Here is a 23807-nt window from a genome sequence, read left to right as displayed (position 1 = left end):
AGCCCCAAATCTGAATAGGACCCAATACACACTAATGAGAAAGAGGCGATACATATCGAATCACCCCTTCGTGTAGTCGCTGATCACTGCATTTGCAAACCCGAACAGCGGATTCTTAGTGACACCTGGATAGCCACTAAGTGCCGTAACGACATGAGTAGAAGGGCTGTACCACACTAAAGCAGACGTATTTTCTGACATCCATGATTGTTGCCGCCATAATACGTAGATTTCGCGGCTGGTTTATAAGTATCGATCTGAACATCGCTAGTAGTTACAATGACACCGCCATAAACAAAGTGTGTTGTCGGGTGATGACTGGCAGCATAACAGAGTTCATGCATGGCAATTCAAGAATAGACTTCTTGGGCATTCTATGATTTCAATCACCCTTTGAAACGCGCCTTTGTCTAAAACCGTCCGGCACACCCTCCTTAAAAAATCACAGCAATACCTACTTTATCGACGGTCTCTTCATCCAGACACCGTCATATTATGGGACATAGGCAATCGCACAGTCAGATTGCTGGCTAACGGTCCTGGTTAAAATCACTCAATAACGTTGACAGAATGTGTTCCTGGAATACCTTCCGGCGAAGACGAATCATGCTAGGAATCAGTTGTCATCCCAATCTGCTTCAAGGTTTTCTAAGATATGTAGTTCCTCATCAACAATCTTAGGTTGGTTCTCGTCACATGCCAACTCATATATATGTGCATCCATATGCCATGCCCTCCAGGCATCTCCATAGCGACTACGCAATGAGATGGCCATTTGCAGACCCTGGCCCGATTCTTGGCCCCGTGTTAGGCGGCGTGATTCTGAATTATCTTCAATGGCGCTGGATCTTCTATGTCAATATCCCCATCTGTTTCGTTGCCGTCATCCTGGCCGTGTGGGGTTTGCCAAAAGACGGTGCCCCAAACCCGTCACAAAAGCTCGATCTCGTTGGTTTAACCCTGCTATCCCCGGCCATCGTGCTGATGGTCTACGGGCTTACGAAGGTCAGTTCAAATCACGGGTTCTTTCACAGTTCCGTCATCGTCCCGATGGTTATTGGACTCTTCCTGCTCACGGTCTTCTGTCTCTATGTTTTAAGAAAAGCTCATCATCCAGTCATAGATATCCGGATTTTTAAGAGCCTCCCCTTTACCGCATCCTCTGGCCTCTTGTTTCTAGCAGGGCTGTCTTCCTATGGCGGCATGTTATTACTCCCACTGTATTATCAGCAGGTTCGCGGAGACAGCGTGCTCGCTTCCGGATTGTTATTGATTCCCCAAGGCGTCGGCATGCTCCTGACCCGTTCCTTGGCAGGAAGGCTTACAGACACCATCGGATCACGGTGGGTCGTCCTCACTGGAACCCTCCTCACCCTGCTCGGGACACTGCCCTTTGCCCTCTGCGGCCCTCACATCAACGAGGTGCTCCTGGCGGTTGCCCTCGTTGTCCGCGGTCCGGGACTTGGCGGCGTCCTGCTTCCCGTCATGGCAGCAGCGTACACCGGATTAAGTAAAGAACAGATTCCCCATGCCAGCAGCGCAACGCGAATTCTGCAGCAAATCGGCGGCGCCTTCGGGGCATCAGTACTGGCAGTCATCCTACAAAATCAAATAGCGGGACAATCTGTAATCAATGTCGCCGCTTCGGTAATATCGGTATGACAGAAGTTACCGAGACACATCCACTGGGAAAATCCAGTCCAAATTTATAACACATTGGCTACTTATAGCGAGTCGCAGAATAGACATCTTATCAGAGGGGTGACGTATTGTGTCACCCCTTTGTGTGGTCAGCGATGATTCCATTCGCAATCTTGAGCAACGTCCTCTTACTGAGATCCGGGTATCCCTCAAGCGCCGTGACAACGCGGGTAGAAGAGTTGTACCAAGCTAAGGCAGATGAGCTTGACCCCATCGCGGACGAACCTGAAGGAGCTTTTACGTAACTGCCTGTGATGGAACCAATCTTCACCTTTTTTCCACTTGGTACAGAACTTTTAGATCCCAGATACTCTGAAAGTATGACGGATCTGTGTTGTCTACTGTCATCATACCTAACTATCATTCGCGTTCCATCGGGCGGGTAACCCAATTTTTCTTCACTTTTAGTGACACCCTTAGAAATGTATCCTACTGCCTGCGTCACTTTATATCCCTTCGGAACAGGCGGCAGCTGTGCATGAAAGGGAAGATTATTCTTGATGATATTGATACCCCAAAATCGTTGAACGACTTGGTTCGGTTTTTTCTTGTACGGGACAGTCAAATCCTGAAAAAATTGCAGATACTGCTTTTGAGTGAAATTGAACGCGTCAGCTGAATAATAGAGCCCGTTTTGAAAGAGAACAATTCGCTTAGTGGTAGAGTTGATGAGATTCTTTTCCTTTATCCAATCTTGTTTCCCATTTACAGTGATTTTGTGATATCCGTTTGCAACACTGGGTTTCGGCCAGTTGGGCGCTTTGTATTCATAAAACGTAATGTTCCCCGAGTTTGAAGTATAACGAGCGGTAAAATCCAAATTCTGCTCGTTGGGTGAATGAACAATGTCTTTCTCCACGCCCTTCGTTACAAAAATTGAGGCTTTCGTCAACTTATATCCTGACGGCACATGTGCCAAAACCGTAGGATTGAACCCTAAAAGAGATTTGTAATCATATGTCTGCGGAGGCTTATTCGCTACGGTATTTTGCTTCTCATTATCCGACCGCAAAATGACTGAGACAACACCGACAAACGCGAAAACCGCCACTGCCCCTACGAGTAAACCTCTAGCATAGCGTCGTCGCCGTCGTCGCGGTTGCACAGATTTTTTCTCTGGCCCAAACTTATTCTCTGTTAAAGAATCTACATGACGTTGAAGTTTCTCTTTTACGTCTTGCGGCACTTCCAGTTGGTTTGCATATTCATAAAACTGCTGAACTTTCTTTGGAACGTCTCTCATGAATTCACACCCGCTTTCTCATCTTGTCGTTCGCTATGAGAAAATATCTTTTGCGCTGCCTTTAAAGCACGGTGATAAGTCACGTTGACTTTTACGACAGACCATCCAAGTATCTTCGCGCTGTCCTTTGACGATAAATCTTGAATTCCTCGCACTAACAAGACTTTAGAAAAGTCGGGGTTCATTTCACTGAGTGCGTTTAAGACCCATCGAGTCGTTTCTATCACAACAGTCGCTTCTTCTGGGCCCTTGTCATGAGTTACCAAGTCCGGAACAATAAATTCCTTATCCATAGCCATATTCCGCTCAGACTTTCTGACATCATCAATTGCCAAATTGCGAGCAATTTGCAATAGCCAAGTCTTTGGGGAACTGTCATGTCGAAACTGATAGAATTTATCATAAGCTCGTGTAAAAGTCTCCTGCAGCAGGTCTTCGGCGTTTTCAACTTCCCCCGTGAAATAAATAAGAAAACGATAAATGTCAGTTGCAAATTGATGAAACCATTCCTCTATCGCTTTGTTTCTATCCAAACTCACACCCCTAGCACTCTTGAGACATCCTGATTAGTTGACGACGTGACACGTTAAAATATTACTGGAAGTCAAAGCAAACATGATTTTGTAAGACAATAGAGCGCACAACTTGACATTCGTTGTGCGCTTCGCCCTCGTTTGTCATTTAATTTGTCCGAAACCTCATCTTTTGTAAGGCTGACCGGCGTGCTGCGTCTGAGGACCTCATTATTACTGGTTCGTCGAACAGTAACCAATGTTTGGTTCCCTTACGATTATTGGACGCCCCAAACTGTAATTGCAGTGCCAGAAACGCTTGTGGGACACAACATACTAAAGTGAGATGATGGGCTACTCTAATGAAAAGGATTGCAGACTGGCATTACCCACTCCTGCATATGTAAAATACAGTGCCTGTATACCATCTGGAATCGCGATAGTCGCAGAATAGGCTTTCCATACATTCGTAAAGTCCACCGGTATCTCACCTAAGACGGAACCATTCCATGATGTTTTGATTTGGAAAGACCCGCGGCAATAGCCTCGCACCCTAATTGTGACTCTCTGAACCCCATTGCAATTGAAGTATTTGAATCCGGCCGTCGCAGTATCTCTCATATTAGCGATATAGCCTGGCTCTTTATCTCCGTCTCTTCCATCCTGAGTTATCTTTGGAAATCGTCCGTCCATCCACGCCCCGTGAGTCCCCGTATACAGTTCCTCATGCTCACAGAATAGATTACATGCTAAATATGCGGGGTATTCTCCGGATCCGACGAGTGGTCCTTCGTTTAACCCGCAGGATGTCATCTCTACCTGAGGAATGGTTCCGTCATTCTGGAATTCAATTCGTTCAGTACAGCCCTGCCGACTAAAATTTGTCCCATTGGTGTGCCTATGGTAAAAAATGTACCATGCACCGTCAATTTCAACGATGCTGCCGTGATTGTTGCCGCCATAATACATAGGTTTCGCGGCTGGTTTATAAGTTTCAATCTGAACATCGCTATTACTTACAATGACACCACCATAAACAAAGTGTTTTGTCGGATGATGACTGGTCGCATAACAGAGTTCATGCATGGCAATTGAAGAATAGATGAAATAATAGGTGTCCCCTCTTTTTCTCATGGAAGGAGCCTCAAAAAACTCGTGTCCTTCATAACCACTGCCCCTGCTGAACGGTTCACTTGGTGCAATGAAGACCGGTTCTTCTACGACACTAAGCATATCTGGCCCTAGTACCGTAGCCATCGGACCCTTTCTCGTTTCATCTCCAATTCCACAAAAACCTGTGTACAGATATGTATTTTCTCCTTCTGTCATGACACCCGGGTCAAATTGAGGCTGGTCACCTGTTCTTTTCCCTAAGTATGTTCCATCGGGATCATCGGAGGCTTACCGGTGGTCTCCGTATACTGTTCCAAAATTTCAGCGGGAGTCTCACCCGCCGTAATCCAGTAGTCCAGCTCCTTCGTGGATTGTGCCTTCCAAATCGTGATGTTTTCCCCAAACATGACTTCGCCAATAGCAGGATTGTTCCACAAAAAGCCACAACCCCTACTCGATAAGGCAAATGAGACACTTGCTTGTGAATTCCGATGCTAATGAGTTTAAATTCTCGCGACGTTATATTTAATGCACTGTTAAATGTGTTACGTCGCTGTGTAACGACTTCCTCTTCTGTACCGTATTCCTCAAGGAGTACTTTATTCTTTTGATTTTTAAAGGTAACGCTGTCTCCTGCCTTGCCGCGGCTAAGATTAGTGCAAATCTCTTTCCAACAGCGGTAACACGCTTCATTTTCAACTGTTAGTATAGTAAGAAAATTGAATTATTTATATATTCTAAATGAACAGAGATATGTAAAACACTTTACAGCGCATCTCTCTTAATCACGCTACTGTGAGAATGCGAAGCTTTAGGATTGTCAAGGAGGTGACGAAAATTTTCAATGGAAGGTATATAGAAGTATGAACCATCTTTGATCAACATATGTAGTTCCTCCAGCCGTCCAAAAATTTGCGCAACTGTCACACGTGTTGTCCCAACAAGGTTGGCCATTTCTTGATGAGTAAAGGAAATGGAAATTCGAACACCAGTCTCAAACGACTCACCGTAACTCTGTGCTAACTCGAGAACGTATTGTGCAACTCTATACTGTGCGGATGTATATGAAATAGCTGTTACTTGGGACGAGAGTATTTTGTACTTATGACTCATACTTTGGCAAATGAACTCAGAAAAATTTGAATTACTTCTGAACAGTGATAGAAAAGTCTGTACTGGAATCCGTAATAATTGAGAGTCACAGGATGCAACAGCTGATGTGATATAGCCATCTTGTTGCATAGCACTGACTTCTCCAAATAAATTGTTGGAACCAACAACAAGAATGGTCTTCTCTTCACCCGTACTACTCAACTGACACAGGCGAATTCGTCCGGAGTGAACAACAAACACATATTCGACCGGACCGCCCTCATGAAAGACATACTGATGTTTGGCGACGCTCAACGTGTGACCATAAGCCTGATACGGTTTCCAGTCAAATGAAACAGACTCTACCCATGTGGAATTATGTAAAAAATGATAATCGGACACCGAAATCCCCCCGGTCAAAATGACTAATTGTTCTGAATTTAAACTTGTTTAATGTAAAAAAACACGAAGAGATGAGGTGCAGAATTTATGAATCCAGAAAACGATAGTATATTTCAGCGGGAAAGCGGGCTAAAGCGTGAGCTTTCTACCGGACAATTGACTATGATTGCAATCGGTGGCGCCATCGGAACTGGTTTGTTCATGGGCTCGGGTATTGCCATTGGTTACGCTGGACCTGCAGTCATTATCAGCTTTGCGATTGCAGCATTGATTGCCTTTTTGATGATGCTGAGTCTCTCAGAAATGGCGGTTGCTCATCCTACAGCAGGATCCTTTGGCGTCTATGCAGAGAAGTATCTCGGCAACTGGGCTGGTTTTGTTGTCCGTTACACTTACTGGGCGGCTCAAGTCATCGCGATTGGCGGCGAAGCAACGGCTGTTGCACTCTACATGAACTACTGGTTCCCTAGTATTCCAAAATGGCTGTGGATTCTCGTCTTTTCGTTGGCTCTGGTCTACGTTAACGCAAGGTCTGTAGGTAATTTTGGAAGGTTTGAGTATTGGTTTGCCATGATTAAGGTTGTCGCTATCGTTCTCTTTATCGTTCTCGGTCTTGCGATAATCTTTGGTATCGGAACTGCAGCAACTGGATTTTCTAACTTTACCAGTCACAAAGGGTTCATGCCAAATGGGTTCCACGGTGTTTGGATGGCAGTGTTGATGGCTATCTTCAGCTTTTACGGCGTCGAAGTCGTAGCAGTAACGTCAGGAGAAGCCAAGGAGCCAGCAAAAGCGATCCCGCGGTCCATGCGTGCGATGGTTGTACGACTCGTATTGTTCTACCTGCTGTCTTTAGTCGTGATGCTCGCCGTCGTCCCGTGGACTCAGACGGGTGCCAAACTCATTACTGAAAGTCCATTTGTGCTCGTATTTGCAAAGATAGGTATTCCTGCCGCAGCCGGCATTATGAACTTTGTCGTACTTACTGCAGCTCTGTCAAGTATGAATACGAACCTCTACTTGTGTACCAGAATGATCTTTTCATTATCACGTGGAGGCTACGCACCTAAAAGACTTGGGCATATCAATAAATCAGGAGTACCTATACCGGCATTACTGCTGTCTAGTGCCGGCTTACTTGTGGCGATTATCCTTAATGTTCTGACCCCAAAAGCGTTTAACGACCTATTTGGCATTGCGATATTTGGTGGTATCTTTGTATGGATCATGATTTTTCTCACCTTCCTTCGTTTCCGTCCACTCACCAAAGACTGGGAACTGCCATTTAAGGCTCCCCTGTTTCCTGTGGTCCCTATCGTTGGAGCCGTTCTGCTTATTGCTATTCTCCTAACGATGCTAACCGATTCGAACTGGGTAGCAGCCTGGTACTTCGGTGCACCGTTTATCCTGCTCTGTGGCATCGTGTACTATTTTATGTGGGGCAGGAAATCCCCCTCCGCTTCGAACGACACATCAGCAGACATAAACTAAGGAGGAACATTCTATGAAACTGCAAGAATACCGAAATCAATTCCCAATTCTTGAAGAGAAAGTTCACCTAGGTAACTGCTCTCAGGCACCCCAGTCCGTTGCAGTTATGAATGCGATGCAGGAATATCTCGACAACTGGCGTACAGTCGGGATGGACTGGAGTTTTTGGATGGAGGGCGTAGAGCGGGCTAAAGCATCATTTGCCCGCCTCATCCACGCTGACATATCAGAAATTGGCGTGGTAAATTCGGTGTCCGATGCCACGTCTATGATTGCAAGCACATTGCCCCACGATGAAAAAAACCATGTCATTACTACTGTCGGGGAATTCCCAACTGTTGGACATGTGTGGCATGCCCATCAACACCGAAACCGTATTGCCCTGGACTTTGTTAACAGTGATGATGGATTCTATACTCCTGCTCTGTTCGAATCTGTAATGCGCCCCACGACTGCATTACTATCGGTACATCATGTAGCATACTACAACGGCGCCAAACAAAACTTAAAGGAGCTTGCAAAGTTTGCACATGCCCATGACTCGCTGCTTTTTGTCGATGCGTACCAATCCATGGGCACGTGTGACATCAATGTAAAGGAACTAGATATTGATATTCTCGTCACAGGGAATCTAAAATACTTGCTTGGAATTCCGGGCATAGCGTTCATTTATGTCCGTAAAAGCGTGGCAGAACAGCTTGAACCAACGATGACCGGTTGGTTTGCTCGGGTGAACCCCTTCTACTTCGACAGCACCCATTTCGACTATGGAGAAGGTGCTCGTCGCTTCAATACAGGTACTCCACCGGTACTAGCAGCCTTCGCCGCCCGCGGCGGTATGGACTTGATTTATGAAGTCGGTCTAAAGCGCATTGAACAGCGTATTGATGAATTATCCGCCCACACTGTTGCCGGTGTAAAAGCGCGGGGACTAAATCTGGCCAGTCCTGAGACGATTCCTCATAAAGGAGCAAGTACTGCTATTCGCGTGTCAGATTCACATGATGTGGAAACGTTTTTAATGCGCAAGAACATTATTGCATCTGCTCGGGGTGATGTAATTCGACTGGCACCCCACTTTTATTCAAAAGAAGCAGACATCGATTCTGCCTTAGACGCCGTCTTGGAGTGGACAAAACTTTAACCGGCAACCATTTCGTCAGGTTACCTTCAGATCATTGTTTCTCCATATACAGAAAGAATTTCATCCCTGGCTTTGTCTAGAGCGACAGGCACCCTGCTGGTGTCTGTCGCCACCAAATACCTTACTATAAGCCGCAATATTCACTACTGAAAGGAAGTCAATCCTTGTCTCGAGCTGTTCACTGGAAAGCTAAGGGAATCAGCTCATGCCTAATCAAACCACCTATCATCAACCTATAATCTAACCAAAGTCCCTCTCATCGGCGGGTTTCGTCCAATTCACGTTTGGCTTTAGCCAGCCGTCAGGCTCTCCTAGCACTTCATAGAATACCTCTAACGCAGTCTTTTGATTTCCCGCAAATACTTTGGCAACGTACCCGTCCGGGCGAACGAGATACACTTCTCCCGGTTGGGCACCGAGACGTTGCCTCAGTCGTCCCCCTAGGTCCAGAAAAGACCTTTTCCGCAGTTCTGTATCATGAGTGGCATCTTGGGAAGTGATGAGGTATGCGCGAAATCCATCGACGTCATTGTCCAGTACTGGTCGGTTACGCGCATCAGCAAAAGTCAATGCGATGAAATCCTTCTCAATTAAGTTGTATAAGCGTACGTACTCACCGCTATGGTCCAGTAGAGGCCCGTCAGGAATTCGGTCGCCTTCCAAAATCTTACCGCCTGGCTTTCGTTTGACAGGATTATAACTTGTAGCCAAAAGACTGCCCTGGGCGGCGGTCTGCCATTTCAGTTTTTCCGACCCCTCCACATAGCGTAGGGCGACATTTCTAATCAAACGCTTCACAGGATTTTTCATCATGATATAGCGGCGATTCCGATCCGCTAAATTTTGGGCATTAAACTGAGCTATGGGCTGTCGTTCAGCTTCATACGTATCTAAGAGGTCTGATGACGCCAAGCCTGTCATGACCATGTTGATTTTCCAAGGGAGATTATCGGCATCACAGATACCGGTATTTAATCCGAGACCCCCAACTGGTGTAATTAGATGGGCTGCATCCCCAACTAAAAACGCTCTTCCTACCCGAAAACGGTTAGCACAGCGATGGTGCACTTTATAGACAGAAGATGCAACTAATTCCACTGGTAAATTGCCGACGGCAATTCTAATTTTTCGTTCCATTTCTTCTTGGCTGGGGTCTGGATCACCCTCCTGTACCGGAAATAGAAATCTCCAAAACTTTGGCTGTCGAACAGCGATGATCCACTCGTTCGGATCGAATACATACGATAAATACGTGAGTTTCCTTCCTTCTCTTTGATCAAGTGGAACTTGAGTGTCTATGACCATAAAACGCTCAGGATAGGTCTTCCCCTCCATTTTGACACCCAATAGTTTTCTCAAGGCGCTGTGACTACCATCGCACCCAATTGTATACTCTCCTTCGAGCGTTTTTTGTCCGTGCTCCGTTTCAACGGTTACGTAACACCCTGAGGCATCTTGTGAGAAATCAACCAATTTATGATTGAATAAAACCGTACCCATTCCAGACTTTAAAACCGCATCTAAAAGAATTGGCTCTAACTCATGCTGCGGTAGATTCAAAACAAACGGAAATGCGGTAATGTCTCGCAATAAATGCATATCTACATGGACCAGTACCTTATCTGAACTTCTCTCAACAAAATGAATTTCGTCAAAACGCAGTCCCGCCTCCAACACAGGAGTAACCACGCCAATATTGTCGAATATCTCAAGTGTTCTCGGCATGAGCGTTCCCGCCTTAGGTAGCGTCGAGACCGTTGCGTCTTCTTCTACCACAACAAAAGGTATATTGAGCTTGGCAAATTCTAAGGCTGTGGTGAGGCCAACTGGCCCAGCTCCAACAATAATCACCGGTCTGCGGTTTGTCATGCCATTGTTCCACCTTTCCCTAACTGTCAGGAAATATGAATTCCCTATTAATTAAGGAACCCGTCAAACTTGAAGATGCATCAGACACCAAAAACAAAAGGAGCTTCACTACATCTTCTACCGTACCTACAGAACCTACTTTCTGACGAAAAAAGCTTTGTTCTTCCTCTGTGTTTGGGCCTGTGAACAGAGGACTATCCGTTACCCCCGGTGCTAAAGCATTTACTCGAATCCTGTGGGACAGGAGTTCACGGGCCAAGGAGCGGGCAAATGTAATGAGCCCAGCTTTCGTAGTGGCATATGCAGAGGCTGTCGCCCAACCTTGTGAAGCTAACCCTGACGAGAAAGTTACGATGGACCCGCTTCTTTGTTCTTTCATTACGGGGACTACTGCTCGGCTGCAATACATAGCACTATTTAGATTTACTTCAATTACACGGTGCCATTCCTCATCCGACATATGTTCCACTTCTGATCGCGGTTGAATCGCGGCACTTAGCACCAGACCGTCAACGCGGCCATATTGTGTCTTGATAGAAGCAAAGACATCGGTGACCTCCGCAGAATTCCCAACGTCGCAATAAATCGGCTGGATACTTCCGCTACCGGTATCAACCTGCCCAATGGCTCGAAGCAGGTCCTTGTTGACATCCAAGACCACAGCAGTTCCGCCGACTTTGGCGTAGGCCTGCGCGAGCCCTGCACCTATACCGCTTGCTCCTCCCGTAATCACCAATACTTCATCTGATAAATCATAATTCACATTCACGAAGAGTCACCTCCTATCTACCGGAGACTACGGTCATTTTATTTATAATCGTACCAACATTCTGAACAGTAACCTTGACTTCATCCCCGTCTCTCAGGAAGACTGGTGGCGTTCTCGTCCACCCCACACCTTCCGGGGTACCTGTTAGAAGAATGTCTCCCGGCAATAGTGTTAACCCACGGGACAACTCGGCAATCAGACGAGGTATTGAAAAAATCATGTACCGGGTATTGGAAGACTGCATTAACTCCCCATTTAAATACAGTTGAATATCTAGCTGTTGCGGGTTTGGAATTTCGTCAGCGGTAATAAGCCCAGGTCCCATAGGTGCGGTATAGTCTAGAGCCTTTCCCTTAAACCACTGTCCGCCATGCAACCGTTGCAGATCACGTGCAGATATGTCATTCGCAACCATGTATCCAAATACATACGTCATCGCCTCTGATTCCTCGATGTTTCTTCCTCTTTTCCCTATCACTACTGCTAATTCACCTTCGTAATCATAGTTATCGCTGATCCGAGGGTCATAGGGAATTTCACTATAAGGACCTATCGCCGCACAGGTAGCTTTCGTAAAAAAAGTTGGAACTGTCGGGAGTTCTCTTTCTAACTCCTTCCTCTTGCCTACACCTTCGTTGTAATGCTCCATATAGTTCCATCCGACACAAAAGATATTTCGCCGCGGTTCATGAATTGGACATAATAGTTTTAATCCATTCAACGATTCCCAAACAGCATCAGAGCTGTTCTCTTTAAGGTCATTTAGTTGGGGCAGCAACTTCGGCTGTTCGATAAGGTCCATTATTGAGCCAACATCATCAGTTATATCAAGTACTTGCTCATTACTTACAAGGCCTACACGTACACCTAAGTCGTTTTGATAAGAGACGAATCTCACAACGCATCACTCCATCGTTCACATTGGCACCTAGACCAATAAATTTGGGAAATTATTGAGCAGAATGGTATCTCGTTGCTGTTCCGGGAGTCCATGTAAAGATTTCACTAATGATTCCCCCATAGGAAATGGACTGTCTGTCCCAGGGAGAATATGGTCTTCACCAAAGACTTCAATAGCCAACTCTAATGCGCGTTCGTTGTGAGCCACAGTATCAACGTACAGACGTTTTGCCGCTTGCTGCGGGGACTCACTCAACCGCTCTAGTCCCGGTCTCCTGGTTTCATATCCTTGCTGCCAACGCCCCAAAATTTGTGGTGTTACGCCGCCGGCATGGGAAAAGCAAAATCGAATCTGCGGATAGCGGCTAACCTTGCCGGATAAAATGAGAGAAGCCATAGAAAGCCCGGTTTCATAGGGATTTCCCAAGAGATTTTGTAGATAATATCTATCCAGTCTCCTGTCCTGGCTCTTCAACGGATGTACAAATAGAAAAGAATGTCTCTCGTTCAAAGCTTCAAAAATAACATCCAGTTTTGAGTCATCAAGGTGCTTGTCACCGATTGTAGTTCCGATAACGAACCCTGCCCAAGGGCTCTGACTGCGTTTATCGATCTCCGAGAGCGTTAACTCAACTTCATGCATTGGAAGATATGCGAGCGCTAAATATCCATTGTATATCTGAGCAATTCTTTCAACACCAGCGTTCACAAGTTCTGTCCACTGCCGCGCCATGTCTCCCTGTAGGTCATAGCGCAGCAACGCAGGGGGAAGGGATACAACAAGTCTATCTGCTAGCCCCTCGCGCTGATAACTTATCCATTTACCATCCAATAGATTGGAATATATGACCCGGTCTCCCGGAAGGCTTAAAACCTGGCCGTCGATAGACATCTTAAATTCGCGCAAGGCTGTGCTGGCCAAAACTTCTTCAGGAATCACATGGGCATGCATATCCCATGTGTTCCACGAAGACTGTAACCTGTCCGTTGCTGTTTTCATATCAACCAATGACGGCGATGGCTTCAATCTCAATGACGTGACGGGGGTCGACTAGACGTGACACCTCCACCATTGTTGAAGCTGGATATGGTTTCTCAAAATACTGTGCTCGAACTTCATGAATTTCTTTAAACATCTCCATATCTCGGATATAGGCAGTTACTTTCACAACGTTCTTTAATGTGCCTCCTGATTCAGCTAACACAGCTTGCATGTTTTTCAGGATTGTTTCAGTCTGTAACTTGATATCACCTTCACCAATCACGGAGCCATCAGGAGCTCTGGACGTTAATCCAGAAACAAAGACCAATTTTTGTGCATTTGAAACTTCAATGGCTTGACAAAACACACCTAGTGGAGCATTTAGTTGATCACTTACCAACTCTCGTTTTTCCATTCTTCATCCTCCTACAGATTCAGATTTATCGTTTAGCGTGCGTCCTTGTCGTCTGTATAAAAATCGGGACGCTGAGGATAATGCGGGCCGTCAAATATTTCAAGGAATATCGTGTCTTCAACAGCCTCAGTGGGGCCATGCACATTGCCCTTCGGATTCCAATAAAATGAGTTTGGCTGCAACAGAATTCCGCTTTCAGTGTAGGCGTAGGCTCCCGATAACAAATACATAAACTGGTTTGACGCGTGAACGTGTTTTGAAGGAATACCAACGCCCTTCTTAAATCTAATGAGGGCAATTGATGCTCCTGTGTCCTCATCCCTCCATAACATTTTTTCGGATAGACCTGGAATCGATTTTTCGCGCCAGCCCATTTCATCGCTGTGGATTAGTACTTCATCAATCTCCTTTCCCATTACCTTCAACTCCTTTGGATGTAGGTACTTTAATCTCGATAAGCCTGTTACGGTAGTGTGTTTCCCCGATGTTCTGCAGGTTGTGAATCTGTCCCCTATCCTGATAAACTATGTGTCCCGGCGGTTCCTCTGTCAGTCTCTCGGTTCCATCGATAGATGTAATCTTGTTGTCTCCGCCATCCACAGCGACTACGACATACGGATTCGTATGATGATGAAATCCCTGATGTTCACCAGGTTCCAAATAAACCTCCCAAATCCGAACCAAATCATTTTCAAACAAGATTTTTGACCCTATTGGTGCCAAGTTATCTAAATCTACGTCCGGCTTTTCGGTCATGCCTTATCCCTCCGTTATACTGATTGACAGGACTTCAGTGTCCAGCTCTACACGGGTGACCCAGAACTGACCTCTAGCGCACCTTTCAACCATGCAGTCACATGTCGAACGGCAACCTCGCTCACCGTGCGCTGTGCTACGCTTGCCAATCCTCCTCGGGCTTTCGTCGCAATCACATATTCTACTGTGGTTTCTTGTTCTTCTACGGCTGTCAATGTAACCTTAGCTTCAATTTCCACGACATTTTGTGAACTAAATCCTCGGGCTCTCACAACAAGGGACTCACTAGGCTCAATGACATCAAGAACAGTATTAAATCGATACTGCGCAAAACCAAGTCCCGTATCTACGTCCACAACAAACCTAAAAATCCGGTCAGATTCGAAGTCGCTGCTAACGACATTTGGAATATTCTGTACGAGATGCTCCGGATTCACTATCAGCTTCCAAACACTGTGTTTCGGCGCCCTGAGTGTCCATTGACCCGTTACCATTTTTACTCCCCCAATTCATTGCTGCTCTCGTGGTTCTTTAGCACGCGAATCCCATTTGCACTTTTGTCGTGCATGTTTAGTAAGTCGTACACGGCCTCAGGAGAATTATGAGAGTCCCTGACAATCCCGTCACTGACTTCGGAGAGAGCGTCTTGTAAAGCACTGCAGACTGCATGTAAGGGTGCACCGCCACCCTCGCCCATACCTTTTGCCCCGTTGGGACTAAAGGGGGACGGGGATTCAATGTAATCAGTTTTAATGACTGGACAGTCTAACGCCGTAATCGGGTTGTAGTCGTAGAATGTTGTATTCAGAAGCTGTCCATCGTTGTCATAGGTGAGGCTTTCATACAACACGGCACCAATTCCATGTGCTGCAGCACCGTGTACCTGGCCCTCCACAATCATGGGGTTGATACGCTTCCCGCAATCGTCTACGGCCACATAGTCTAAAATTGTGGGCTGGCCTGTTTCAATATCAACGGAAACAACGCAGGCGTGAATCTGCGTCGCGTACGTTAGGGTCAGATTCCCAAACTTCTTATCTGTATCTGGAGGTGTGAATTCGGGTTTGTAGGTGTGCGTAATGTTCAAGGTAAAATTGGTTTCATTGGGGAGTTCTCCATTATTGGTATAGACCAGATTCGCTAAATCGTTAAATGTAAGCTTTTGCTCTGGATTGGCAGCAACCCACACACTACCACCTGCAATCTCCAGGTCATGCACAGTTACATGCAAGCGCAGTGCGGCTAACTCCAAAATCTCAGCGCGCAAGCGCTCAGCCGCTCCTTGCACGGCACCGAGACCAGTGACAGCGTATTGACTGGCGTAAGTGCCTGAAAATCCAGAATATACATTTCGACGGGTGTCATGACCCACCTTGACTGATACATCGTCCGGACTGATTCCAAGAAAATCCGCCACAACCTGTGCGGCCGTTGTTTCATGCCCCTGACCTTGCGGCACAGAGCCAATCGCGCAAACAACCTCTCCATATAAATCAAGTTTCACGTTTGAGGTTTCCCCATTTCCTGAAAAAGGAAGATAGGGATTAATGATTCGCGCCTGACCAAAATTGTTGGTGCCAGAATCCAGAGTGGAACCAATCCCGACGCCAATGAGCTGTCCGTCTTGTGCATACTCCTTCTTTCTTGCCAACCATTCTTCATAGTGAATTCCGTCCAACGCTAACTGAAGACAACGTTCATAGTCACCAGAATCATAAACACACCCGTTCAGTGTTTCATAGGGCATCTGGTCCGACTTAATGTAGTTCTTTTTTCGAACTTCAACGGGGTCTAACTGAAGTTGAGAAGCAGTGATATCGACAATCCGTTCCACTAACCACTGATGTTGCAAGCGAGAATAACCGCGGTTAGGGCCAAGCGGACATTTGTTGCTCACAACCTGCATGAAATCCACATATGCGTGTTTGAACGCATAGCAACCCGTTAGCACCTGAGACCAAATAACCGCACCCAACGGTTCGTACCGTGTATACGCGCCAGCATCGTCAATCGCTTTCACTTTGAATCCGAGAATACGTCCATCCTTCATTACGGGAACCTTAACATCTAAAAATGTCCGTTCGTTCCCATGAGCGCCAGCAGCAATGTGCTCACTGCGCCATTCGGTCCACTTTACGGGACGACCCGTTCGCTTCGCCAACAATGCAAGTAGTGTTAAATAGGTATACGTGGTTATCTTATTTCCAAATGCACCACCAATATCCTTGGTGACAAAGTGCAGTCTATCAATTGGCACCCCCAATGCCGGAGACATATACATCGCTGCAAACTGGGGCATCTGGTTATTGCAATAGAATGTAAATTCACCGGTGCCCCTGTCGTATTCAACTACGGCAGCGTTGCCTTCAATAGGTGTACTCGTAAAACGATGAAAATGAAGCTTATCTATTTCTAGAACATAATCGGCCTCTTCCAACGCTTTGTCTATTTCTCCATATTCATAGACACCGTGCCATGCGATATTTCCTTCCATCTCTTCATGAAGGGTAGGACTTTCAGGACTCGCAGCATAAACGCTGTCAATGACTGCTGGCAACTCCTCGTAGTCCACAATCACCGTATCCCCCGCATCACGTGCTAACTCGGATGACTCAGCAACAATTGCCACTACTGGTTCCCCGACATAAGTAACCTTATTTACTGCCATACAGTAGTCTTTTAGCTGACCGCCTGGTGGCGGAGACAGTTGGATATAAGGCTGCTGCAGCTTTTCAACTTCAGCCCCTGTCAGCGTCGCGTATACGCCCGGCATCTGTTGGGCAGTCTCAAGGTTGATGCTCTTGATATACGCGTGCGCATAGGGTGAGCGCACGAGATGAACGTACCCTGTTCCATGACGCTTTACGTCATCAGCAAAACTTCCGTACCCACGCAACAATCGGTCGTCCTCTTTACGCAGGACATCCTTGCCTTGCCACTGTGCAGCAGTCTGCTTGGCGACCGGTTTTGCCTCAGCGGTATCAGTCGTCGTAGCCAACTCTACTCAACTCCTTTTATTGAAAATTTAGTCATTTGTATATTCAGATTTTTTCGACAAGAGTTTGTTCTTCTTTTGTTTTTCGAGCTGCATCCTGAATCGCAGAAATGATATTCATGTACCCCGTGCATCTGCAGACATTTCCTTTTAGTCCTCGCCGAATTTCAGCATCCGTTAAGTCTAACGACTCTTGCAGCATGTCATATGAGTTCATCAAAACTCCTGGCGTACAATACCCGCATTGAACTGCGTGCTTCTCCTTGAAACTCTGCTGCAATTGAGACAGCGGCCCACTCTCCTCTGCAAGTCCTTCAACAGTACGAATATCTGCTCCATTTGCCTGCACAGCCAGCATCATACATGACTTAATTAATTGACCATCACATAGAACCGTACATGCCCCGCAATTTCCGGTATCACACCCTATGTGAGTGCCAGTCAAGTTCAAGTCCTCACGGATCAGCCTGACAAGCAAGGTCCGTGCGTCGATCAAACGTTCATACCACGTACCATTAACACATACCTTTACTGTTTGTGACGTAGCCGGTGTCCTCACGCAGGTCGCTCCCCTTTCGCTCTTTTTATGGCAGCTTCCACAGCCCGAGTTGCATAAACCGTTGCCATTTTTTCACGGTAGGACGAAGTCCCATGAGAATCAGAAATCCCTTCAACTCCGAGCGAAACTGTTTTTAACGTTTGGCGGATTTGTTGAGAATCCGGCCCCAATTTTAAAATGGCCTGCTCGGCATTCTTCAGCCTGTACGGAGCGTTATAGACACAGCCTATAGCAATGCGGCAAGTTGAAATTGCAGATTCGGTAAGCTGGATATAAGCTGCGGCATGAAGAATGGCAGGACCATCATTTCCAACACGCAGTGACAAAAAAGCAGCTCCGGATTTGTCGTTGCACTGAGGTAGAAGAACTGCGCCTAAAATTTCTCCCCGTTGAACGTCTGTCTGGTAGGGCCCCACGAAGAATTTTGAAGCCTCCACAACTCGTTTAGCTCCATTCCTGCCTAAGACTTCAAACTTAGCCTCTAACACACTTAGGAGAGGAGGAAAGTTTGAAGTAGGGTCGTTAAAGCAGCAATTTCCGCCGATGGTTCCTCTATTTCTCACTTGCCGATCACCAATGTGGTTTGCGACATGAGCTATTTCTGGAACCAACTCCTGCACCAGCGAACTTTCCCCAATCGTTCGATACGCAGTCATTGCACCAATTCGAATATAGTTGCCATCCTTGGAAATCCCCTTGAGTTCATGTAAGCCATTCAGGTCCACAAGCCGATTAGGTGAGGCTATCCTGAGCTTCATCACGTTCACCAAAGACTGACCACCGGCTAAACATCTCCCGTTGGCACTCTCCGAGAGAAACGCGATAGCTTCTTCTATCGATTGGGGCTTAACATACTCTACTTCCTTTAACAGCACGTCGAGTCTCCTCCCTCAAGTGGTATTGTCAGAACCTAGTCTCTGTTTCATATCCGCCTTGACTATCTCCATCGTTCGGTGTAGATGCTCTCCCATCAGGTCTGATGCTCTTTCAGCTTCCTGTCGCTTACAAGTCTCCAAAATTTCCATATGCTCCTGCATTCGGTCTTCAATGCTCCCGCGATGATGGATAGAAAGTCTGCGAAACCTTTCGGAGGTATCCCAGAGTAAACGGATCATTCTAACCATCCAGACGGAGCCTGACAACGTGTACAGACCAAAATGGAATTTTTCATGAGCAGTCCGCCCTGCGTCCTCGTCACCCGAAAGATAAGCTTCTCGGTAATCGTCCAATATCTTCGACAAGGACCGATACGTTTCTTGAGTCAGCTTCGGAACCGCTCTATAAACGGCTCGGCTTTCCATAGAGATGCGAGTATGGTATACGTCTTCCAAATCGGCAATATTCAGAGGACTGACTCTCGCACCTTTTTGCGGCAATTGCTCGACAAGTCCTTCAAATTCCAACCGCCGCACGGCTTCTCGGACAGGCATGATACTCATGCCAAGCCGTTCAGCTGTGTCCACTAGTGGCAGCGGTTGGCCAGGGTCCAATTTCCCGCTCAAGATTTCCTCACGGAGTTCAAGGGCTGCTACGTGAGCCAAGGTGGGAGCCCTGCCCCCTCGATTTTCATTCCAGATTGATTCCAAAGACATCGAACATACTTCCCCTTTAGTCGATTTCTTGCCAAGAATGAGAGGGCCGAGGAACCCAGAAAAACGTATCCTCCCCGCATCTCAGCAGTTAAAGGTCAATCCCAACCTATCATTCAGTAGCTTCTTCGCGAACTGACATGTCTACCTGCACTAATGAAGTGCCCATCCCAGGCTTTAAAACAGCCACCCTCAATCCATAGTACAATACCATTGTTAATATCAGGGATGCCAGAAACCCAAGTGGGAAAATGTGTGACTGTTGAAGCCAATAACTGATTACACTCGCACCGATTACACTGACAACCCCCGCAAGGTTGACCGACTCGACTTCGCTGTGGTGTGCTAACTCACGCTTCCGAACCCAATAGTAATCGGAAATCATTACGCCGCTGAAAGACATCGTTAAAATACCAAGCATCCCTAACCAAGCATTGATAGTTCCAAGAATGCCGGCAAACACCATACCCATACCGATTAAGTTACCTAAAATCACCATTAAAAACCGCCCTGGTCGCCATTTGAACAGCACATCAAAGAAGTTTGTCAACGCTAATGAGCCAGAATACGTATTTAACACCTGCGCTTTAATCTGAGCAGCATACATCAGAATAAAACCAACGACCGCAGACAGTATAATAAAGAATGCGCCTGTGTTGTTCTGAGCAAGTTGGCTTACAGTCGTTTTCGCCTGGCCCGGGGCAGCCATGTGGTGAGCAACAATATATTTAGCGGCCGGTCCTGCGCCGCCTACCATGATAATCGTGCCGCACACGACGACGAGGATGTCCATAATGAACAGCCCTGCAAATGCCATGACAGCAACGTCACGGCTGGATTTAGCATAACGCGCGTAGTCAGCGTCTACCATGGCTAATCCACCGGCGGAGCCGGCTAAAGTGACCAGTGCCTGCATAAAACGCGATCCCGTTCCACCCATGTTGGGAATCAGTGCTCCATGGCTTAGAATTGTGCCAATTGATACTCCACTGGTGAAACCCGCCTTCCACACCATAAAGAGCAGGAGTGCAAGAAATATAATGGTCAAAATGGAGGACACCCTCATAACCAACTTCACTCCGAAGGTGGTCAGCACAATCCATAAAACCGTCAGAATCCCATACAGCAAAAGTCTATGAGCCGTTGTATCTTTCCAACCTAAGGCAAACAGTGTCCCGTAGTACAATAGTGCATTTTCCAAGGCCAGAAAGCCGAGGATCATAAACCCGTATATTGCTGACGCGATGATAGAGCCTCGTGCCCCCAGTCCGTAAAAACGCGAAGCAACCGTGCTGGAGACGCCCTCCATAAAAGAAATACGTCCAACCAACCACCCCAGTGTGCCGCCAAACAGCCATACACAAATTCCAGCCAAAATTCCGTACCCTACACCGGCCATGGCAGTAACCACACTGCCAATCAACAGTTGCACAAGTGTACTGGTAATTCCCATCGTCAACCATGACAGCCACCATCCAGACTTTCTTTCATTGGACGGCACACGATTGAGTGCATGGTCCTCAATCATCTCTGCCATTGATTTGTCTCTAACTACGGCTTCATTCACTGCTAATACCCCCCACTCGTAAACTTTTATCAAGCGAGTTCTAAGGAGTTGTGTGTTGTTCATTGAAACAAAATATTTGATATTTGATAAATCATGAACCAGACTGACATATATTCGACCTGCGCCTCACCTCCTCTTCAGTATTTGTTGTGCAGCTAAGTATCCCGACGCGGCATTAAGTCCACCGCCCGGCCACGTGGAAGCGCCACATAGATAAAGGCTGCGAATCGGTGTCACATGCTTAGACCAACCCGGAAATGGGCGAAAAATATAGTTCTGGTCCAAATGATGACTGCCAGAAACGCTATCTCCTCCCTCCAAATTTGGGTTATCCACTTGTAGATCCCACGGTGACAACACTCTTTTATCAAGGACAATGTCTTTCAAGTTGGGAGCATACTGCGTAACCTTTTGTAACACTCGGTCGGCGAACGGTTCCTTCATTTCACTCCATGTGCTGGGTTTAATCTCCTGAAAGGCATCATTTTTTACAGAAGAAGGTACGGCACGAACTTGTATCCACAAGGTATGCTTACCGTTCGCGCTTCTCGAGGCGTCGACCATAGACTGCTGTCCTACAACGAGCATTGGACTTCCAGGCAGCGTACCATTTAGACACTCCGTATACGTCCTAGCAACGTCGGCAATATAGGGGCCGATATGAACGTAACAGTAATCTTGCAGGTCTGAACCAGCGTTCCATTGCAGGGGGCCGTCCATTGCCAAATGGATCATCATTGTTCCTGGACCGTATCTGAATTTCTGCATCTTTTTCACATATTGAGACGGCAAGGCCTCAGGTGGAATCAGTCTTTTAATCAATTGACTTGGGGTCACATTGGCGAGCACACCACGTTTGGCCACGATATTATTTCCGTTGGTTGTCCTTACACCGACAGCTTTATTTTGCCGAATGATAATCTCTTTTACTTCTGTGTTTAGGACGAGTTGTCCGCCCATTGATTCCAAAAGTTGCACCATTGCAGAGATAAGATTCCCTACCCCACCTTTTGCGAGCGCCATGCCATTCATAAAGTCCATTGGAACCTCAATAAATGGGAAGAGCGCTCCTCCTGCAACATCCGGTCCATAGTCTAAATGGAAGCCCCAGGGAATAAATAGGGAACGAATCTTTTCCGAAGTAAACCACTGTTCAGCGAATTGACGAGGTGATTTGAGAATGAGTTGAATTAAGTCCAGTGCCCGTTCACGCCCGAGATACCTGTATGTACGATATAGGTGTCTTGCCAAAGCTACAGACGGCATCGGCAACTGTAAAATAGGAAGTAAATAGGAGGACACATCCTTGAAGTAATTTAAAAGTTCCTCCCAGGACTCTGCATCCCCTTCTGACTGTCTTGCAAATTCGGCTCGGGTATGTGCCGAATCGGTCGAAACTCGAACCGCGTCGTTATCAGGAAATACGCTCGCAAACGGTTTGTCAGAAGCTGCAATTTCCAACCCGTGTTGATGAAGTTCTGTACCAAATTCACTGTAAACTTGGGAGCCCAAGAAGAGCCCGATATTTGTTGCATATAAATCGTGCTTTAACCCTGGTAACGTTAGTTCTGCAGTTTTTGCGGCTCCCCCAGGAACATTGGATTGCTCGAGGACGGTCACCTTAAGCCCAGCTTTTGCAAGGATCAATGCTGCCGCCAGACCATTATGTCCAGACCCTATGACAATAATGTCTGTATCAAACACCCCTCTCACACCCCCCCACTTCTAACTGGACAAACCATTTTTTAAAATCTTCAATTAACTTATCGTAATCAAGCGCCCACAATTCTTCGGAGAAAATCTCAAGTTCGTATGGACCTGTATACCCAGTGTGTTCAATCACCGCCATAATATCTGTAATGGGAAGTACACCATGAGACGGAAGTACACGGTCCATCAAGGTTCTTGCTGGGTTCCTCCAATCGGCTAGATGAACACCCTTAATTTTGCCTTTACAATAGTTGATTTCCTCTAGAAAATCAGGGTCCCAACCATTATTGTATGTATCTAGAAAGAAGCCAAGCCGCTCTGAGTTAATATCGTGAACCAATTCAATGGCTGCAGATAATTTATTGAGAACAGAAAAGCTCGTTAACTCCAAAGGATGAAGGGCTTCTAAGCCGAGATCAACCCCTTGCTTCTCTGCGTATTCGGTTACTTGACAGAGTCCGTCCTTCACATAGGCTAAGGCTTGCCGTAAGCTATGAGATTGAATGGGACCACTGACTATCAGCAGACAACCAGCCTGCAATTCTTTTGTATAATCTACAAATCTTTTTGCGTTGGCTACTGCCTCTTGGCGCTCTGTCTTAGACGTTCCCGTGAACATCCCGCTGAAGCATAGATTCGACACACGCATACCGTGTTGTGTCACTAACTTATAAACATCCCCGTATAAACTATCCTCACATTTATGGGACCAGATGCCTATGTGTGGAATTCCATGTCTTGCGTATCTCAAGACATCTTCCTCCAGAGTCCAGCGATTCGTAGTAATGGCACTTATCCCCAGACGTTGGAGATCCATGACTCTACTCACCACTCCTAGCCGAGCAAATTTTCATGAAATAACCTTCGAACCTACAGTTCAACAGTCATTTCACTCTAATTTGATTTTTGATATTTGATATTATGACAAAGTATATTTGATATATTCTGTTTTGTCAAAATATTTGTTCGTTAGTGACGGAAAATAATTGCCCGGGGAA

At 46.4% G+C, this 23807-nt stretch carries 22 protein-coding genes and 1 pseudogene; 3 read left to right on the top strand and 20 right to left on the bottom strand.

The annotated features are described in order from the left end of the window. Positions 1-762 precede the first annotated feature (762 nt). Positions 763-1662, top strand: coding sequence for an MFS transporter (locus GI364_RS08865; RefSeq protein ID WP_233096075.1), 900 nt, complete (start codon positions 763-765; stop codon positions 1660-1662). 112 nt (positions 1663-1774) lie between these two features. Here GI364_RS08865 and GI364_RS08860 read toward each other — a convergent pair whose 3' ends face one another. From GI364_RS08860 to GI364_RS08840, 5 genes and pseudogenes are all read right to left on the bottom strand, one after another. Continuing rightward, complete coding sequence (locus GI364_RS08860; RefSeq protein WP_198853250.1) at positions 1775-2944, bottom strand: hypothetical protein; 1170 nt, start codon at positions 2942-2944, stop codon at positions 1775-1777. Further along, positions 2941-3477: an RNA polymerase sigma factor gene (locus tag GI364_RS08855; RefSeq protein WP_198853249.1), complete on the bottom strand. Its 537-nt coding sequence runs from the start codon at positions 3475-3477 to the stop codon at positions 2941-2943. Before GI364_RS08855 ends, GI364_RS08860 begins: the two co-directional genes overlap by 4 nt. Before the next feature lie 333 nt (positions 3478-3810). Next, positions 3811-4794, bottom strand: a pseudogene (locus GI364_RS08850) (family 43 glycosylhydrolase); the annotation flags it as partial. 32 nt (positions 4795-4826) lie between these two features. Beyond that, positions 4827-5006 carry a hypothetical protein gene (locus GI364_RS08845; RefSeq protein ID WP_198853248.1) on the bottom strand — a complete coding sequence of 60 codons (180 nt, stop codon included), beginning with the start codon at positions 5004-5006 and terminating at the stop codon, positions 4827-4829. Positions 5007-5334: 328 nt separating this feature from the next. Further along, the gene (locus GI364_RS08840) at positions 5335-6063 is read right to left on the bottom strand and encodes a Crp/Fnr family transcriptional regulator (RefSeq protein ID WP_198853247.1); all 729 of its coding nucleotides are present in this window, start codon (positions 6061-6063) and stop codon (positions 5335-5337) included. A gap of 87 nt (positions 6064-6150) precedes the next feature. On the opposite strand from GI364_RS08840, the gene GI364_RS08835 reads away from it, so the two are divergent. Then, complete coding sequence (locus tag GI364_RS08835) at positions 6151-7554, top strand: amino acid permease (protein ID WP_198853246.1); 1404 nt, start codon at positions 6151-6153, stop codon at positions 7552-7554. A gap of 13 nt (positions 7555-7567) precedes the next feature. Then, positions 7568-8698 (top strand): aminotransferase class V-fold PLP-dependent enzyme, encoded by a 1131-nt coding sequence (locus GI364_RS08830; protein WP_198853245.1) that lies wholly within the window; start codon positions 7568-7570, stop codon positions 8696-8698. 240 nt (positions 8699-8938) lie between these two features. Here GI364_RS08830 and GI364_RS08825 read toward each other — a convergent pair whose 3' ends face one another. From GI364_RS08825 to GI364_RS08755, 15 genes are all read right to left on the bottom strand, one after another. Next, a complete protein-coding gene (locus GI364_RS08825) occupies positions 8939-10567 on the bottom strand; it encodes an FAD-dependent monooxygenase (RefSeq protein WP_198853244.1) in 1629 nt (542 codons plus the stop codon). Positions 10568-10586: 19 nt separating this feature from the next. Beyond that, positions 10587-11336, bottom strand: coding sequence for an SDR family NAD(P)-dependent oxidoreductase (locus GI364_RS08820; RefSeq protein ID WP_198853243.1), 750 nt, complete (start codon positions 11334-11336; stop codon positions 10587-10589). A gap of 13 nt (positions 11337-11349) precedes the next feature. Next, entirely contained in the window at positions 11350-12234 is an 885-nt protein-coding gene (locus GI364_RS08815; protein WP_198853242.1) for a fumarylacetoacetate hydrolase family protein, read from the bottom strand. Between the two features lie 30 nt (positions 12235-12264). Beyond that, on the bottom strand, positions 12265-13236 hold the full coding sequence (locus GI364_RS08810) for an amidohydrolase family protein (RefSeq protein WP_198853241.1): 972 nt from the start codon (positions 13234-13236) through the stop codon (positions 12265-12267). Between the two features lies 1 nt (position 13237). Beyond that, positions 13238-13633, bottom strand: coding sequence for a RidA family protein (locus tag GI364_RS08805; protein WP_198853240.1), 396 nt, complete (start codon positions 13631-13633; stop codon positions 13238-13240). Between the two features lie 32 nt (positions 13634-13665). Then, positions 13666-14049, bottom strand: a complete 384-nt coding sequence (locus GI364_RS08800; RefSeq protein ID WP_198853239.1) for a cupin domain-containing protein — start codon at positions 14047-14049, stop codon at positions 13666-13668. After that, complete coding sequence (locus tag GI364_RS08795; RefSeq protein WP_198853238.1) at positions 14033-14389, bottom strand: cupin domain-containing protein; 357 nt, start codon at positions 14387-14389, stop codon at positions 14033-14035. Before GI364_RS08795 ends, GI364_RS08800 begins: the two co-directional genes overlap by 17 nt. Positions 14390-14436: 47 nt before the next feature. Further along, the gene (locus GI364_RS08790; RefSeq protein ID WP_198853237.1) at positions 14437-14883 is read right to left on the bottom strand and encodes an SRPBCC domain-containing protein; all 447 of its coding nucleotides are present in this window, start codon (positions 14881-14883) and stop codon (positions 14437-14439) included. Between the two features lie 2 nt (positions 14884-14885). After that, positions 14886-17387 carry a xanthine dehydrogenase family protein molybdopterin-binding subunit gene (locus tag GI364_RS08785; RefSeq protein WP_198853236.1) on the bottom strand — a complete coding sequence of 834 codons (2502 nt, stop codon included), beginning with the start codon at positions 17385-17387 and terminating at the stop codon, positions 14886-14888. A gap of 43 nt (positions 17388-17430) precedes the next feature. Further along, positions 17431-17943, bottom strand: a complete 513-nt coding sequence (locus GI364_RS08780; RefSeq protein WP_198853235.1) for a (2Fe-2S)-binding protein — start codon at positions 17941-17943, stop codon at positions 17431-17433. Next, on the bottom strand, positions 17940-18818 hold the full coding sequence (locus GI364_RS08775; RefSeq protein ID WP_198853234.1) for an FAD binding domain-containing protein: 879 nt from the start codon (positions 18816-18818) through the stop codon (positions 17940-17942). Before GI364_RS08775 ends, GI364_RS08780 begins: the two co-directional genes overlap by 4 nt. Positions 18819-18833: 15 nt before the next feature. After that, positions 18834-19535, bottom strand: a complete 702-nt coding sequence (locus GI364_RS08770; protein WP_198853233.1) for a GntR family transcriptional regulator — start codon at positions 19533-19535, stop codon at positions 18834-18836. Between the two features lie 109 nt (positions 19536-19644). After that, complete coding sequence (locus GI364_RS08765) at positions 19645-21099, bottom strand: purine-cytosine permease family protein (RefSeq protein WP_233096074.1); 1455 nt, start codon at positions 21097-21099, stop codon at positions 19645-19647. Positions 21100-21225: 126 nt separating this feature from the next. Next, entirely contained in the window at positions 21226-22803 is a 1578-nt protein-coding gene (locus GI364_RS08760) for a phytoene desaturase family protein (RefSeq protein ID WP_198853232.1), read from the bottom strand. Further along, positions 22796-23626: a sugar phosphate isomerase/epimerase family protein gene (locus GI364_RS08755; RefSeq protein ID WP_198853231.1), complete on the bottom strand. Its 831-nt coding sequence runs from the start codon at positions 23624-23626 to the stop codon at positions 22796-22798. The genes GI364_RS08760 and GI364_RS08755 overlap by 8 nt, the downstream gene beginning before the upstream one ends. Positions 23627-23807: the final 181 nt, after the last annotated feature.

This window comes from Alicyclobacillus sp. SO9, assembly GCF_016406125.1.
Classification (GTDB): Bacteria; Bacillota; Bacilli; order Alicyclobacillales; family Alicyclobacillaceae; genus SO9.
This window is presented reverse-complemented; position numbering and strand designations above follow the sequence as displayed.